Source organism: Pseudomonas morbosilactucae (assembly GCF_023241715.1).
Lineage (GTDB): Bacteria > Pseudomonadota > Gammaproteobacteria > Pseudomonadales > Pseudomonadaceae > Aquipseudomonas > Aquipseudomonas morbosilactucae.
On sequence record NZ_JALQCW010000089.1, the window covers coordinates 12,097 to 27,185 of the forward strand.

General features: G+C 63.0%; 9 protein-coding genes and 1 pseudogene. 2 read left to right on the forward strand and 8 right to left on the reverse strand.

The genetic code is table 11. The annotated features are described in order from the left end of the window. Positions 1 to 34: 34 nt before the first annotated feature. From M1B34_RS29165 to aceK, 7 genes and pseudogenes are all read right to left on the reverse strand, one after another. Positions 35 to 1,164 (reverse strand): annotated as a pseudogene (locus M1B34_RS29165) (GNAT family N-acetyltransferase). A 189-nt stretch (positions 1,165 to 1,353) separates the two neighbouring features. Continuing rightward, positions 1,354 to 2,697 (reverse strand): OprO/OprP family phosphate-selective porin, encoded by a 1,344-nt coding sequence (locus M1B34_RS29170; RefSeq protein WP_268266949.1) that lies wholly within the window; start codon positions 2,695 to 2,697, stop codon positions 1,354 to 1,356. 256 nt (positions 2,698 to 2,953) lie between these two features. After that, positions 2,954 to 3,190: an anti-sigma factor family protein gene (locus M1B34_RS29175; RefSeq protein ID WP_123336175.1), complete on the reverse strand. Its 237-nt coding sequence runs from the start codon at positions 3,188 to 3,190 to the stop codon at positions 2,954 to 2,956. Next, a complete protein-coding gene (locus M1B34_RS29180; RefSeq protein ID WP_268266950.1) occupies positions 3,184 to 3,795 on the reverse strand; it encodes an RNA polymerase sigma factor in 612 nt (203 codons plus the stop codon). Before M1B34_RS29180 ends, M1B34_RS29175 begins: the two co-directional genes overlap by 7 nt. Before the next feature lie 60 nt (positions 3,796 to 3,855). Then, on the reverse strand, positions 3,856 to 4,977 hold the full coding sequence (locus M1B34_RS29185) for a beta-ketoacyl-ACP synthase III (protein ID WP_123336179.1): 1,122 nt from the start codon (positions 4,975 to 4,977) through the stop codon (positions 3,856 to 3,858). Between the two features lie 354 nt (positions 4,978 to 5,331). After that, complete coding sequence (gene hrpA / locus M1B34_RS29190; RefSeq protein WP_268266951.1) at positions 5,332 to 9,228, reverse strand: ATP-dependent RNA helicase HrpA; 3,897 nt, start codon at positions 9,226 to 9,228, stop codon at positions 5,332 to 5,334. Between the two features lie 148 nt (positions 9,229 to 9,376). Beyond that, positions 9,377 to 11,095: a bifunctional isocitrate dehydrogenase kinase/phosphatase gene (gene aceK, locus M1B34_RS29195; protein WP_268266952.1), complete on the reverse strand. Its 1,719-nt coding sequence runs from the start codon at positions 11,093 to 11,095 to the stop codon at positions 9,377 to 9,379. Positions 11,096 to 11,507: 412 nt separating this feature from the next. Here aceK and M1B34_RS29200 point away from each other — a divergent pair, with 412 nt between their 5' ends. Both M1B34_RS29200 and M1B34_RS29205 read left to right on the forward strand, forming a co-directional pair. Next, positions 11,508 to 13,133 (forward strand): methyl-accepting chemotaxis protein, encoded by a 1,626-nt coding sequence (locus M1B34_RS29200; RefSeq protein ID WP_123336185.1) that lies wholly within the window; start codon positions 11,508 to 11,510, stop codon positions 13,131 to 13,133. Positions 13,134 to 13,209: 76 nt separating this feature from the next. Continuing rightward, complete coding sequence (locus M1B34_RS29205; protein WP_123336186.1) at positions 13,210 to 14,106, forward strand: DMT family transporter; 897 nt, start codon at positions 13,210 to 13,212, stop codon at positions 14,104 to 14,106. On the opposite strand, the gene M1B34_RS29210 is transcribed toward M1B34_RS29205, so the two are convergent. Then, on the reverse strand, positions 14,103 to 15,047 hold the full coding sequence (locus M1B34_RS29210) for a LysR family transcriptional regulator (protein WP_268266953.1): 945 nt from the start codon (positions 15,045 to 15,047) through the stop codon (positions 14,103 to 14,105). The genes M1B34_RS29205 and M1B34_RS29210 overlap by 4 nt on opposite strands. Positions 15,048 to 15,089 lie beyond the last annotated feature (42 nt).

The following is a 15,089-nucleotide window of genomic DNA, read 5'->3' on the forward strand; positions in this document are numbered from 1 at the left end:
GCACCAGGCTCCGGCGAGAACCACCGCGCCGGGGTCAGGCCTGCCGATAGGGCAGCGCCGTACGCGCCTCTTCGGCGTACGCCAGCACCCCGACGCGCTCCTGTTCGAGGAAGTCCGCCACCGCCGCCTTGAGCCCCGGATGGCGCAGGTAATGCCAGGAATGGGTGATCACCGGCTCAAAGCCGCGAATCAGCTTGTGCTCGCCCTGGGCCCCGGCATCGAAACGTTGCAGCCCCTGGGCGATGGCGTAGTCCATGCCCTGGTAGAAGCAGGTCTCGAAATGCAGGCGGTCGAACTCCGCCAGGCAGCCCCAGTAACGCCCATAAAAACTGCCACCGCCCACCAGGCTGAAAGCCATGGCCACCGGGCGCCGCCCTGTTTGGCCAGGACCACCCGAATGGCCTCGGGCATGCGCTCGGCCAACAGGCTGAAAAACGCTCGGGTCAGGTACGGTGCCTGACGTCGCACCGCGTAGGTGTTGGCGTAGCAGGCGTAGACAAAATCCCACTGCGCCTGGCTCAGCTCATGGCCGTGCAGCCACTCGAAATCGATCCCCTGCCCCGCCACCTGCTCGCGTTCCTTGCGCATCTGCTTGCGCTTGCGCGAGCTCAACACATCGAGGAAATCCTGAAAGTCCCGATAGCCCCGGTTCTGCCAATGAAACTGACAGCCAAAACGTTGCAGCCAGCCCGCCTCTGGCTGTTGCGCCAGGGCGAGGTCGGTGAAGGGGTCGGTGAAGTTGATATGGGCACTGGAAAGCCCTTCGATCTCCAGGTAGCCCGGCAGGCTTTTCAGCAAATCGACGCCGTCCGCCTGGGTCGCCGCCAACAGGCGCGGCCCACTGACCGGGCTGAAAGGCACCGCCGTCAGCAGCTTGGGGTAATAGTCAATGCCGGCCCGGGCACAGGCATCGGCCCAGCCATGATCGAAGACGTACTCGCCATAGGAATGCCATTTGCGATAACTGGGCAAGGCCGCCAACAGACGACCGTCTTCCACATGCAGCAGGTGCTCGGGTTGCCAACCGGACTGCGGGCCCAGGCTGCCGCTGTCTTCCAGGGCACTGAGAAAGGCATGCCGCAAAAACGGCTGCCCATCCGTCACCAGCGCGTCCCATTGCAACGGGTCGACGGCAGACAGACTGTTCAAGGATTGAAGCGGCATCGCGTTCCCCGGTATGCATGGCCCACAAACCCGGGGGAGTATCGCCCATCGCCGAAAGCCCTGAAATAGAAACCGCACCTTTGCATCCACGGTCTTGGTTGCAGGCAAAAAAAAGCCCCGCCGAAGCGGGGCTGAAACGAGAGGAGCTATAACGGATGAGAAAGAGCTCTGGATCGGTGTTGCGCTGTTTTAGAACACGTACTGGGCACGCAGGACGAAACCGTCGCCGCTGTCATCGCCGGTACGGCGTGCCGGAGTAGCACCTGCGGCTGCAGTGGCGTTGGTCACGTTGTCGGTCTTGGCCTTGATGTAGGTAGCGGAGATTTTCACCGCTTCGTTGGCGTACCAGTTCACACCCAGGTTGTGCACCTTGACTTCGGCATCGCCGACATCACGGGTCAGGCTGGCGGTGGTCACGTTATCGTCTTCGACGGTCAGGCTGTCGTAGCGATAGAACAGTTCCCAGGCGCCGATGGCTTTGTTGGACGGCTTGATGGCGTCGAACTTGCCGACTTTATAACCGCGAGCCTCGCCGGTCAGGGTGTAGGCGCCCTGAACATAGAAACCATGACCCTTGATGTCTTCAAAGGCGCTGTCGTCAGCCTTGGTCTTGCGGGTGATGTATTCACCCTGGATCGAGGCCGGGCCCATGGCGAAGGCGGCTTCCAAGCCCATTGCGGTGTCGCGGTCATAAGAACCGGCTGGCGAAGCGGAAGCGCCGCCCAGCACCGGACGGTTGCCGTTGGTGCCGGCATCGTTGCCGCCCAGGGTATCGACGCCGCGCATGCCCATCCGGGTGCGATAGCGGGAGTCGAACGCTGTATCGGAGACATCGCGACTAGCGATGTTGATACCAAAGTGCAGCACGTTGCCGGCGTCGTGCATCGGCGCGAATACGAAGCGGCCGTTGGCCTGCTTGATGCTGTTGCCGTCGGTGTCGTCGGTGTCTTTGCTGAACACACCGGCGGAGGCGTAGAACGAATCCGCGAAGGTGCTGGAGGCTTGCAGGCCCAGGCCGTTCTGATGGCTGTTGGCCCAGTCGATCATGTCGTAGGAGATGTTACGTTCCGGCGCCGTCACCCACTTGGAGCTGGTGGCTTTTTCCAGGCCGAAGTCCGGGTCGAAGCGACCGACCTTGATCGACACCGGCTTGAAGCCGTTGTAAGCCAGGGACGCTTCGTCGAAGTAGCCGTTGTCGGCATCGCCGGTGTTGTGGGAGAAGTCGTAGTTGATGGTGTACGCCCAGTCGGTGTAGAGCACACCGGACAATTCCAGGAAGGCGCGACGGAAATAGGCCGCATCAGCGGTGTCGCCGTTGCGGGTGTAGACACCGTCGAACTGGCTGTAGTCGGCTTGCAGGCGGCCACCGAGTTTGAAGCTGAACTCTTTGTCCGTGGTGGCGACCTCAAGGCCGCCCTTGGTTTTGACAACGATATCGGCGCCATCGGTGGTGACGGTGCCAGCGAAAGCCTGGGCGGTCACTGCCAGGGCCAGAGCGCTGGCGGCAAAACCGGCGAAGTGCTTACGGATCATCGAAGAATTCCCCTAATTGGTGGTCTGTAGCGTTGGAAAACACGCGGTTCAGGCCCGCTTGTGTTGGGAGGGAATCTTGGCGATGGGTTATGTCAGCGCGGTTGCTGATAGATAAAGATTTTATGACACGGGAACTTTTTTACTTCGAAAAGAAATAAAGCAAAAGGCCCGTACTAGAGGGGTTGCGCGGGGGATATCCGGGAAGTTCTGACGGCAGCGTTGTGAATTGCTGGCCGGGCGGCCATCAATCTCGACGCTATTGGCAGTCGTCGTGACGCTGGGCAGCCAGACGTGCGGCCAACTCGTCGAGACCGGCCAAGGGCGGTTCGGGCAACACCCGCAAGGTGGCTTGCAGCACACGCATCTGGCGAATGAAGCGCCGGCAGTCGGGGCAGAGCAGCACGTGGTAGCGCACCCTCAAGCGTTGGCGAAGGCTCAACTGGCCATCGAGGTAATCGCTGGAGCACGCCACGTATTCCTGACAGGTCAGCATTGGCCGGTTTCCTCAAAGTGCTCCACGGTGGCAAAGACCTTCAACCGTGCGCGGTGCAACAGCACACGCACATTGGAGAGCGAAAGCTGCAGAAGATTACAGATCTCTTGCAACTCCAGCCCCTGGCGCTCGCGCAGCAGCAAGACACTGCTTTGCAGATCCGACAGGCTCAACAGGGTACGTTCCAGGCACTCACGCAGCTCGCGCTCGGTGAGCAAGGCCTCGGGGTTGTCGTCATGCCAGGCCAGGGGCGCCACCCGCCAATGCCCGTCCGGGGAGAATCGCTCGTCACCCAGGGTGCCGTGGGGCGCCGGCACATCGTCCAGCAGGACGTCCCGGCGTTGCTGCTTGTAGCGACTTTTCGCCGCGTTGGCGGTGATGGTCAGCAACCAGGTCTTGAGGCTTGAACGGCCCTCGAACTTCCCCAGATTGCGCACCACCGACAGCCAGGCCTCCTGCACCACTTCATCGGCATGAGGCTGGCCGACGATGGCATAGGCCACCGCACGCATCGCCCCCTGGTAGGTGCTGACCAACTCTTTGTAAGCCTGCTGCTCACCCGCCAACAGGCGAGCGAGCAGCGACGTATCGTCCGCTGCAGCCATCAATGCCTCGTCGCCACCTGTAGGTGTCGGCTGGCCGGCGATAAGGCCAGCCCCCTCGTCTCAGCGCTTGCGCAGCAGCACGCTACCGATGGAGTACCCGGCACCAAAGGAACTGAGCACCGCCAGCGACCCGCTTGGCAGGTCGTCCTGGTAGCTGTGGAAGGCAATCACCGAACCCGCCGAACTGGTGTTGGCGTAGCGGTCGAGAATCACCGGGGCCTCTTCCACCGAGGCTTCGCGGCCCAGGAGTTTCTTGACGATCAGGTGGTTCATGCTGAGGTTGGCCTGGTGCAGCCAGAAGCGCTTCACGTCGGCAACGTTCAGTTGGTTTTCTTGCAAGTGGGTACCCACCAGCTCCGCCACCATAGGGCAGACGTCACGGAACACTTTGCGGCCTTCCTGGACGAAGAGTTTGTCCGGGGCGCCGATGCCCTCTTCCGCCGCGCGGTTGAGGAAACCGAAGTTGTTGCGGATGTTGTTGGAGAACTTGGTCAGCAGCTTGGTGCTGACGATATCGAACTGGTAGGCCGAGGTGGCCAGGTCCGCGCGTTCGATGATCACGGCGGTGGCGGCGTCGCCGAAGATGAAGTGGCTGTCGCGGTCACGGAAATTCAAATGACCGGTGCAGACTTCCGGGTTGACCATCAGGATCGCCCGGGCCTGGCCCAACTGCACGCTGTTGCAGGCGGCCTGGATGCCGAAGGTGGCCGAGGAACAGGCCACGTTCATGTCGAAGCCAAAACCCTGGATGCCCAGGGCTTCCTGGACTTCGATGGCGATGGCCGGGTAGGCGCGCTGCAGGTTGGAGCAGGCAACGATCACCCCGTCGATGTCGGCGGCGGTCTTGCCGGCGCGCTGCAGGGCCTGCTCGGCAGCGCCGACGGCCATCTGGCAAAGCACCGACCATTCATCATTGGAGCGCTCGGGCAGGCGCGGCGCCATGCGCTGCGGGTCGAGGATGCCCTCTTTGTCCATGACAAAGCGGCTTTTGATGCCGGAGGCTTTTTCGATAAAGGCGGCGCTGGACTCGGTCAGCGCCTGGACCTCGCCACGCTCGATGGCGGCGGCATTGTCGGCGTTGAATTGATGCACATAGGCATTGAAAGACTGCACCAGCTCTTCGTTGGAGATGCTGTTGGCCGGGGTGAAAAGGCCTGTGCCGCTGATGACGACGTTATGCACGGTCGTTCCTCTATTTCTGTTCAGGCAGAAGGTATTGGCACCGACGTACCAAACCGTAAAGGGTCCACCCCGCAACAGACGGGACAGAGCCTGGCATCGCTTTATTCCGGTCCGCCTGGGCGGGCACGGTATTTATGACGGCGGAGTTTGCCATAACCACTGGCATTTCGCCGCAATGGCGAGATTAACGGAACGGTTGCGCACGCCATCGCTGGCAAGCCGCCCCTACAGGGGCCGAGGTGGGCAGTAAAAATTTGAAGGAGCACCACAAGTCATGTAGGAGCCGGCTTGCCGACGATGGCGATCTCACGGACGCCATCGCTGGCAAGCCAGCGCCTACACGGCATGGCGCGGTCAGGGTTCGACCTGGCTCCATTGCTTGCTCAGGCGTTTATCGGAGATCGGGACTTTGGTACCCAGTTGCTGGGCAAACAACGACACCCGGTATTCCTCCAGCCACCAGCGGTACAACTCCAACTGCGGGTCGCGCTTGCCTTCCTGAGCGTGCTTGCTGGCACGGGCCTGGTACTGGCTCCAGAGCCCGACCAGTTCACCGCTCCAGACCCGGTCCTTCTGCACCTGGCTGCCGAGCTTCTCGAAACGCAGCTCAATGGCCTTGAGGTAACGCGGCAGCTCCTTGAGCCACTGGGCCGGGGTTTCCCGGACAAACCCCGGGTACACCAAGTGGCTCAGTTGCGCCTTGATGTCGTTGAGGGCCACGGCCTGGGCCAGGTCGATCTTGCCCTTGAAGCGCTTTTGCAGGCCGTGCCACAGCTTGAGAATCTCCAGGGTCAGCCTGGCCAGCCGTTCGGCATGTTCGGTCCAGCCGCCGCGCTTGCGCTCGGCCAGGGAAGCCAGCCCGGCGCCATCCCGAGGCAAGGTGGCTTCGCCCTCCAGCACACAGCTGTCGAGGCTGGCCAGCAGGATGTCTTCCACCAGGGCTTCGACGCGCCCCAGCTCGCGGTGCAGCAGGCCCAACTCGGTCAGCCCCGGCAGCTTGCCGCGCAGGAACTTGGCCGGCTCGGCCAACTGTTGCAACAGCAGGCGCTGCAAGGCCCGACGATGTTGGAACTCGGCTTCGGCGGCAGTGGAGAAACGCCCTTCCTTGACCGTACCGCCCTCTTCCACCAGCGCCGGGTACACCGTCATCGACAGCCCGGCGATCTTTTGCTGAGTCTTCTCGGCCACCGCCGCAAACACCTTGGGCTCCACCGGCTGTTGGCTCTTCGCCGTTTGCGGCACGGCCAAGGCCGCCTGGCTGGCCTCGGCAAAGCGCGCGGTCAGCTCGGCCAGGTCCCGGCCTTCACCGAGGAACTTGCCCTGGCCGTCGACGATTTCCAGGTTCATCCGCAGGTGGCTTTCCACCTGTTGCGCGGCCTCGGCCCAGGCTTCGTCGCTGACCCGGGCGCCGGTCATGCGCAGCAGCTCCCGCCCCAGGGCCTGGGGCAGCGAGCCTTCGGCAAAGTCCATGCGTTGCAAGGCAGCCTTGACGAAGTCCGGCACCGGCACGAAGTTTTTGCGCAAGGCCTTGGGCAGGTTGCGCACCAGCGCAATGCACTTGGCCTCGATCACCCCCGGCACCAGCCATTCCAGGCGCTCGGCGGGCAAGGCCGGCAACAGCGGCGCCGGCACCCGCAGGGTCACGCCATCCCGGGGATGGTTGGGTTCGAAGTGATAACTCAGGGCCAGTTCCAGGTCGCCGATGTGCAGGGTGTCCGGGTATTGCAGCGCAGTGACTTCACTGGCCTCGCGGGCCAGCACGTCTTCCTCGCGCATGATCAGCAACTGTGGGTCTTTCTGGCTGTTGACCCGGTACCAGTTGTCGAAGGTGGCGGTCTGGTGAATCTCCGCCGGCAGCCGCGCGTCATAAAAGGCGAACAGGGTTTCCTCGTCCGCCAGGATGTCCCGACGCCGGGCCTTGGCTTCCAGGGCGTCGAGCTGCTCCAGCAATTGGGTGTTGGCACTCAGGCACTTGGCCTTGGACTGGATCTCCCCACGCACCAGCGCCTCGCGGATAAAAAGCTCGCGAGAGACCACCGGGTCCACCGGGCCGTAATGCACCGGCCGACGGCCCACCACGATCAGGCCGAACAGGGTGATCTGCTCGTACGCCACCACCTGCCCGCGCTTCTTCTCCCAATGGGGTTCGAAGTGGTTCTTCTTGATCAGGTGCCCGGCCAGGGGTTCGATCCAGTCCGGCTCGATCTTGGCCACCATGCGCGCATACAGCTTGGTGGTTTCCACCAGCTCGGCGGTCATCAGCCATTGCGGACGCTTCTTGCCCAGGCCCGATGACGGGTGAATCCAGAAGCGTCGCTGACGGGCACCGAGGTAGTCGCCGTCTTCGGTTTTCTGGCCGATCTGGCTGAGCAGGCCCACCAGCACCGCCTTGTGCAGTTTCGGGTAATCCGCCGGCTCTTTATTGACGCTCAGTTGCAGGTCGCGGCAGATCAGGCTGAGTTGGCGATGGGAATCGCGCCACTCGCGCAGCCGCAGGTAGTTGAGGAAATTCTTGCGGCACCAGTTGCGCAGCGGGCTGGCGGTCAGGGCCTGGCGCTGCTCTTCAAAACCACGCCACAGATTGACCAGCCCGGCGAAGTCCGAGTCCACGTCTTTCCATTGGGCATGGGCCTGGTCGGCGGCCTGCTGACGCTCCGGCGGGCGCTCGCGCGGGTCCTGGATCGACATGGCGCTGGCGACGATCAACACTTCCTGCAGGCTGCCCAGGCGCGCGGCTTCCAGCAGCATGCGGCCCATGCGCGGGTCCACCGGCAGCCGCGCCAGTTGCCGCCCCAGCGGGGTCAGCTGGCTGTTGCGGTCCACCGCCGAGAGTTCTTGCAGGAGGTTGAAACCGTCGCTGATGGCCTTGCCATCCGGCGGTTCGATAAACGGGAAATCGGTGATTTCACCCAGGCGCAGATGGAGCATCTGCAGGATCACCGCCGCCAGGTTGGTACGCAGGATCTCGGGGTCGGTGAATTCCGGACGACCGAGGAAATCTTCCTCGCTGTACAGACGAATGCAGATCCCCGGCTCGACCCGGCCGCAACGGCCTTTACGCTGGTTGGCACTGGCCTGGGAAACGGCTTCGATGGGCAGGCGCTGAACCTTGGCCCGGTAGCTGTAGCGACTGATGCGCGCGGTGCCGCTGTCAATCACGTAACGAATACCCGGCACGGTCAACGAGGTTTCCGCGACGTTGGTCGCCAGCACCACGCGCCGGCCCGGGTGGGACTGAAAAATCCGCTGCTGCTCGGCCGGCGACAGGCGCGCGTACAGCGGCAGGATCTCGGTGTGTTTGAGCTGGGCCTTGCGCAACATCTCGGCGGCGTCGCGAATCTCCCGCTCGCCGGGCAGGAACACCAGCACATCCCCCGGGCTGCGCCGCTCGCTGCGCTCATGGGCGGCGATTTCATCCAGGCTGGCAAGGATCGCCTGGTCCACGGTCAGGTCGTCCTCGACGCGGTTGCCCTCCTCGTCCTGTTCCAGGGTCAGGGGGCGATACCACGTGTCCACCGGGAAGGTACGCCCGGACACCTCGACAATCGGCGCATCGTTGAAGTGCTTGGAGAAGCGCTCCAGGTCGATGGTCGCCGAGGTGATGATGACTTTGAGGTCCGGGCGACGCGGCAGCAGGGTCTTCAGGTAGCCCAACAGGAAGTCGATGTTCAGGCTGCGCTCGTGGGCCTCGTCGACGATGATCGTGTCGTAGCGTTCCAGGTAGCGGTCGTTCTGGGTTTCCGCCAGCAGGATGCCGTCGGTCATCAACTTGATCAGGGTATTGGAATCGCTCTGGTCCTCGAAGCGCACCTGGTAGCCCACCAGTGCCCCCAGTGGGGTGGCCAGTTCTTCGGCGACCCGGCTGGCCACGCTGCGCGCCGCAATCCGCCGCGGCTGGGTATGACCGATCAGGCCGTGCTGACCGCGACCGATTTCCAGGCAGATTTTCGGCAACTGAGTGGTTTTACCCGAGCCGGTTTCACCGGCAATGATCAGCACCTGGTGCTTGAGCAGCGCCGCCTTGATTTCGTCGCGCTTGGCGGCGATGGGCAGGCTGTCGTCATAACGAATCAGCGGCACGCTGGCCCGCCGCGCCGTGACCTGGGCACAGGACGCCTGCATGCGCTCGACCCACTGGGCGAGCTTGGCCTCATCGGGCTTCTTGCGCAGCTCAAGCAACTGCCGCCGCAACCGATGACGGTCGGCGAGCATGGCTTGGTCGAGGTTTTTCAGCAGTTGGTCGGTAGTCATAGAGCAGCGGCAGGCTTCAAGCGAAAAGCGGCAAGATTAACGCAATGGCTCATATTTAGCTTGTGGGGCAGCGGCAAGCGGCAAGATTAAAGCAGCGTCGTGCTCTGGCTTTGGCTTGCCGCTTGCCGCTTACCGCTTACCGCTGCCTCTACTCCTCAGCCCCTTTGCGCCGATACGGGAACACGTCGATGACCTTGCCGGAGCGAATGGCTGCTTGCAGGCTATTCCAGTAATCGGCGTTGTACAGCTCGCCATGCAATTGGTTGAACAGTTTGCGCTGCCCGGCATCGGCAAACAGGAACGGCGGGAACTCCTCGGGGAACACGTCCAGCGGGCCGATGGAGTACCAGGGCTCGGAAGCCATTTCATCCTCGGGGGTGCGCGGTTCCGGGATGTGGCGGAAGTTGGCCTCGGTGAGAAAGCAGATTTCGTCGTAGTCGTAGAACACCACCCGGCCGTGACGGGTGACGCCGAAGTTCTTCAGCAGCATATCGCCGGGGAAGATATTCGCCGCCGCCAGCTGCTTGATGGCCAGGCCGTAATCTTCCAGGGCTTCGCGCACCTGGGCTTCGTTGGCATTTTCCAGGTACAGGTTGAGCGGGGTCATGCGCCGTTCGGTCCAGCAGTGGCGGATCAGCACCGTCTCGCCCTCCACCGCCACCGTGGACGGCGCCACCTCCAGCAGTTCTTCAAGGCAGGCCGGGTCGAATTTGCTCAGGGGAAAGCGGAAATCGGCGAACTCCTGGGTGTCGGCCATGCGCCCGACCCGGTCCACGCTTTTCACCAGGCGGTACTTCTCGATCACCGTGGCCCGGTCGACGTTTTTCGACGGCGAGAACCGGTCCTTGATGATTTTGAACACCGTGTTGAACCCCGGCAGGGTGAACACGCTCATGACCATGCCGCGCACGCCGGGCGCCATGATGAACTGGTCGTCGGTGTTGGCCAGGTGGTTGATCAGCGCCCGGTAGAACTCGGACTTGCCGTGCTTGTAGAACCCGATGGAGGTGTACAGCTCGGCAATGTGCTTGCCCGGCAGGATGCGCCGCAAAAAGCCGATGAACTCCGCCGGCACCGGCACATCCACCATGAAATAGGAGCGGGTGAAGGAAAAGATGATCGAGACATCGGCCTCGTCGGTGATCAAGGCATCGATCTGGATGCCCCGGCCTTCGCGGTGCAGCAGGGGAATCACCAGGGGCCACTGCTCATCCTGGGTGTACAGGCGCCCCACCAGGTAGGCGCCCTTGTTGCGGTACAGCACCGAGGAGAACAGCTCCACCGCCAGTTGCGGGTCCTTGCACACCCAGTCCGGCAGGTTTTCGCGCAACTGGGCTTCCAGGCGCCGCAGGTCGCTGGGCAAATCGGCGTAGGGCTCGCTGAAGCCGTAGTCGATGAAAATCTGTTCCAGTGTGGCCGCCAGTTGTCCCGCGGGCTTGTAGGTGCGGGTCTGCGCTGCCCGGGCCCGGCGCAGGCTGGGCCGGGTGGTGTGGATAAACATGCAGCCGTCGCTGATCAGGTCATGGCTGAACAGCCCGCAGAAGGTCGAGTTGTACCAGGTCTCGGACAGCTCATCGTCGAAGCGCAGGTCGATCAGGCTGATGTAGGCACTCTTGACCAGCGGCCACTGGCTGACATCCAGCAGCACCTCGGCAGCAAAGGCTGCGCGCAGGCGGGCCACGGTTTCGCCGACCTTGTCTTCATAGAGGTTGATCCGCGCCGCTGAGGCCTGCTGCGCCTCCTGCCATTGGGCCCGCTCGAAACGCATCCGCGCACCGTCGGTGATTCGGCGGAAGTGCTCACGATAATCGTCGAAGCCCTCGAGGATCATTCGAGCGATATCGGCGGCTGGCCATGACTGCGACATAGGAAAACCTCTGCGGGAATTTTCAGTGCCTGAGCTTAGCCAGTGAAACGGCTTGAGGAGAAGCGCATTTTTAACCCACGAAGCAGCCGGGGACGTCGCATGGACACAGCCACTTGCAATTATTTTTAATCGACCGTTCGGTCAAAAAAATACCCACAAGTCATCCGACGCCAACTTGATCGATTCCCTCGCAGGCCGCCTACCACTTGCCCTGCACGCCAATAACCCGGCGTCAATAAATCTCCAACTCCCTCGACTCGAACCAAACGCCCTTCTTGATCCAAGGCAACACCGGGGCAAATGCGCCTTACCAGAGTGATGGCTCTTTGATATACAGCGCGCCTTCATGCCCTAAAAACAAAATCCAAGTGCGAAGAGGAATACCCATGTCAAACCGCCCAAGGAGCAATTTATGTCGATCAGGAACATTCGCATCGGTCTGCGCGCCGCACTGAGTTTTGCGCTACTGGCCACCCTGTTGGTCGTAGTCGGAGTGTTTTCCCTGGGGCAGATGGCGACCCTGCGCGAAAGCGCCAAAGTCATCGAAGAATCCTGGATGCCGAGCATCGAGAACATCCATGACGGTGCGGCCAACGTCGCCTCGATCCGCATGGAAGCCCTGCGCCTGATCGCCAACAACCAGGCCGCCAGCCACGATAAAAGCAAAGCCATCATCAGCAGCGAGCGCCAGGAACTGGCCGGACGCCTGAAGGATTATGCGGCGAACATGAGCACGGACCAGGAACGGGTCATGCTCGACAAAGTACAGAACGCTATCGCCCAGTACTTGAAGATCCTCGACCAGATCATCGTGCAGATCGACAACGGCCAAACCACCCAAGCCTACACCCGGCTCAACGACGAACTGTCGCCGGTGGGCACAGTCCTCGACCAGGCCCTGGAAGACCTGATCGTGTTCAACCAGCAAGGCGCCGATGCCGCCTCGGATAACGCTGCACTGATGTATGACCGCTCGGTGTGGATCGTCAGCCTGATCATCATCGTCGCCCTGGTGGCCACCCTGCTCCTGGCCTGGCAGTTGACCCGCAGCATCACCACGCCCCTGAGCCAGGCCCTGGCCGTGGCCCGGACCATCGCCGCCGGCGACCTGAGCCAGACGGTGAACGGCAGCGGCAAGGATGAACCGGCGCAACTGCTCAGCGCCCTGGCCACCATGCAGGACAACCTGCGCGCCACCCTGCGGGGCATCAGCGATTCGTCCCAGCAACTGGCCTCCGCCGCCGAAGAGATGAGTTCGGTCATGGAGCAGAGCACCCGTGGCCTGCAGATGCAGAACGATGAAATCGAACAGGCCGCCACCGCCGTCACTGAAATGAGCGCGGCGGTGGATGAAGTGGCCGGCAACGCCGTGTCCAGCGCCGAAGCCTCCCAGGCGTCGGACGAGGACAGCAAGCACGGGCATTACCAGGTCAGCGAAACCATCAGTTCGATCCAGAACCTGGTGAGCGAAGTGCTCGGTGCCTCGGAACAGGCCCAGGGCCTGGCGAGCCAGGCCCAAGACATCAGCAAGGTGCTGGAAGTGATTCGCGGCATCGCCGGGCAGACCAACCTGCTAGCCCTCAACGCGGCGATCGAGGCTGCACGGGCCGGGGAAGCCGGTCGCGGCTTTGCGGTGGTGGCCGACGAAGTCCGCTCGCTGGCCCAGCGCACCCAGGATTCCACCGAAGAAATCGAGCAGATGATCCTGCGCATCCAGCAAGGCACCGACGCCACCGTGGGCGCCTTGCAAAGCAGTGCCGAGCACGCCGGAGACACCCTGAAGCGGGCCAACAGCGCCGGCAGCGCCCTGGAGAAAATCACCTCGGCGATTTCCCATATCAGCCAGCGCAACCTGGTGATCGCCAGTGCCGCCGAGCAGCAGGCCCTGGTGGCCCGGGACGTCGATCGCAGCCTGGTGAACATCCGCGACCTGTCGACCCAGACCGCCGCCGGTGCCACCCAGACCTCGGCCGCCAGCCAGGAACTGTCGCGCCTGGCCATCGACCTCAACGGCTTGGTGACCCGCTTCGTGCTGTAACGGATGCATTAGGGTTTGCCAGCCCCCCAGGCCCTCGGCAACACTCTCGCCCCTGAAAAAGCCAAGAGTGTTTACCGTGAGACTTGTCGACATCCTGCGCCTGCTGTCGCTGGCCGCCATCTGGGGGGCCAGCTTCCTGTTCATGCGGATCATCGCTCCGGTGCTCGGCACCGCGCCCAGCGCATTTTTCCGGGTGGCGATCGCCGCCGTCGGGCTATTGGTGATCCTCGCCCTGATGCGGATCAACTGGGATTTTCGCGGCAAGTTCAAGACCGTGCTATTGCTCGGGGTGATCAACTCGGGCCTGCCCGCCACCATGTATGCGGTGGCCGCCCAAGTGCTGCCCGCCGGCTACTCGGCGATCTTCAACGCCACCACGCCGTTGATGGGAGTGCTGATCGGCGGGCTGTTCTTCAGCGAACGCCTGGGCCCGAGCAAGATCGCCGGGGTCTGCCTGGGGCTGTTCGGGGTCGGCATCCTGACCCGCGCCGGGCCAGTGGCCTTCGATCAGCAACTGTTGCTGGGCGCCCTGTCGTGTCTGGTGGCCACCACCTGCTACGGCTTTGCCGGCTTTCTCGCACGGCGCTGGCTGGACCAGGCCGGCGGCCTCGACAGTCGCCTGGCGGCCCTGGGCAGCATGCTCGGCGCCAGCCTGTTCCTGCTGCCGCTGTTCGGCTACAGCGTGGCCACCCAAGCGCCAGCCAGTTGGGGCGGCTGGAGCGTGTGGCTGTCGCTGCTGGGCCTGGGCCTGGTGTGCACCGCCTTCGCCTACATCCTCTATTTCCGCCTGCTCAGCTCCATCGGCCCGGTCAAATCCATGACCGTGACCTTTATGATTCCGCCCTTCGGCGTGCTGTGGGGCGCCTTGCTGCTGGATGAGCCACTGTCCATGGCCCACCTGTATGGCGGGCTACTGATTGCAGTGGCGTTGTGGCTGGTGCTGAGGCCGACCCAGCGGGCCGCAGCGCGCTAAAGCCGCGCCGGGGAATCCGCATCGGGCTCGATCAACTCGTCGATCAACAGGCGCGTCGGCACGCTGAGTTCGACCCCACGTCGGGTAACGATTTCATAAGGCTCGTTGCGCGACTTCAGTTCCAGGGGCAGGCGCACCAACATGCCGTGGCGCAGGGCAACCTGGGCCACCAATAACGGCATCACCGCCACCAGGGTCGGGTCCTGCAACAGCAGAGACAGGGTGGTGAAGGTCGATGAGGTCTCGATCGGGTAAGACGGAAAGCTCAGCCCCGCCTCACGAAACTCCCGCTCCAGGGTCTGGCGCATCGGCATGTTCACCGGAAACACCACCCAACGACTGTCCGCCAGTTCACTGAGCTTGAGTTCGCTGCGGGCGGCAAACGCATGCTGCGGATGGGCCACCAACACCAGCGCTTCCTGGGCCCGGGAGCGGCTGTCATAGGCGCTGGGGCGCTGGCTGACGCTGGTGCGGCAGATCACCAGGTCCAGGCGCCCCTGGTCCAGCAGGCTGAGTAAGCGGGCGCTGGTGTCTTCGACGATCTCCACCGACAGCTCCGGCTGCCGGGCGCGCAAGCGGGCCAGGCCCTCCACCAGCACCGGCACCGCGCCCATGATGGTGCCCACCGACACCCGGCCACCGTGGCCCTGGAGGATGCCGATCATTTCTTCGCGCAAATGGGCCAGGTCGGTGTGGATCAGGCGCGCATAACGAATCACGCAGCGCCCCAGATCGTTGGGCTCCAGGCCTTTGCTGCTGCGCTCGAACAGGGTCGCACCGAGGGTCGACTCGATTTCATTCAAGGCCTTGGTCGCCCCCGGCTGGGTAATCGCCATGGCGTCGGCGGCCTTGTGCAGGGAGCCGAGTTCATCCAGGGCGATCAACAGCCGCAGTTGTTTGAGGCGCAAGCGTGAAGCGATGTTGCTCAGGGATGGAATCATAGGGGATGACTAAAAGTTATCGCTCAATCAGCAGCTCTCATT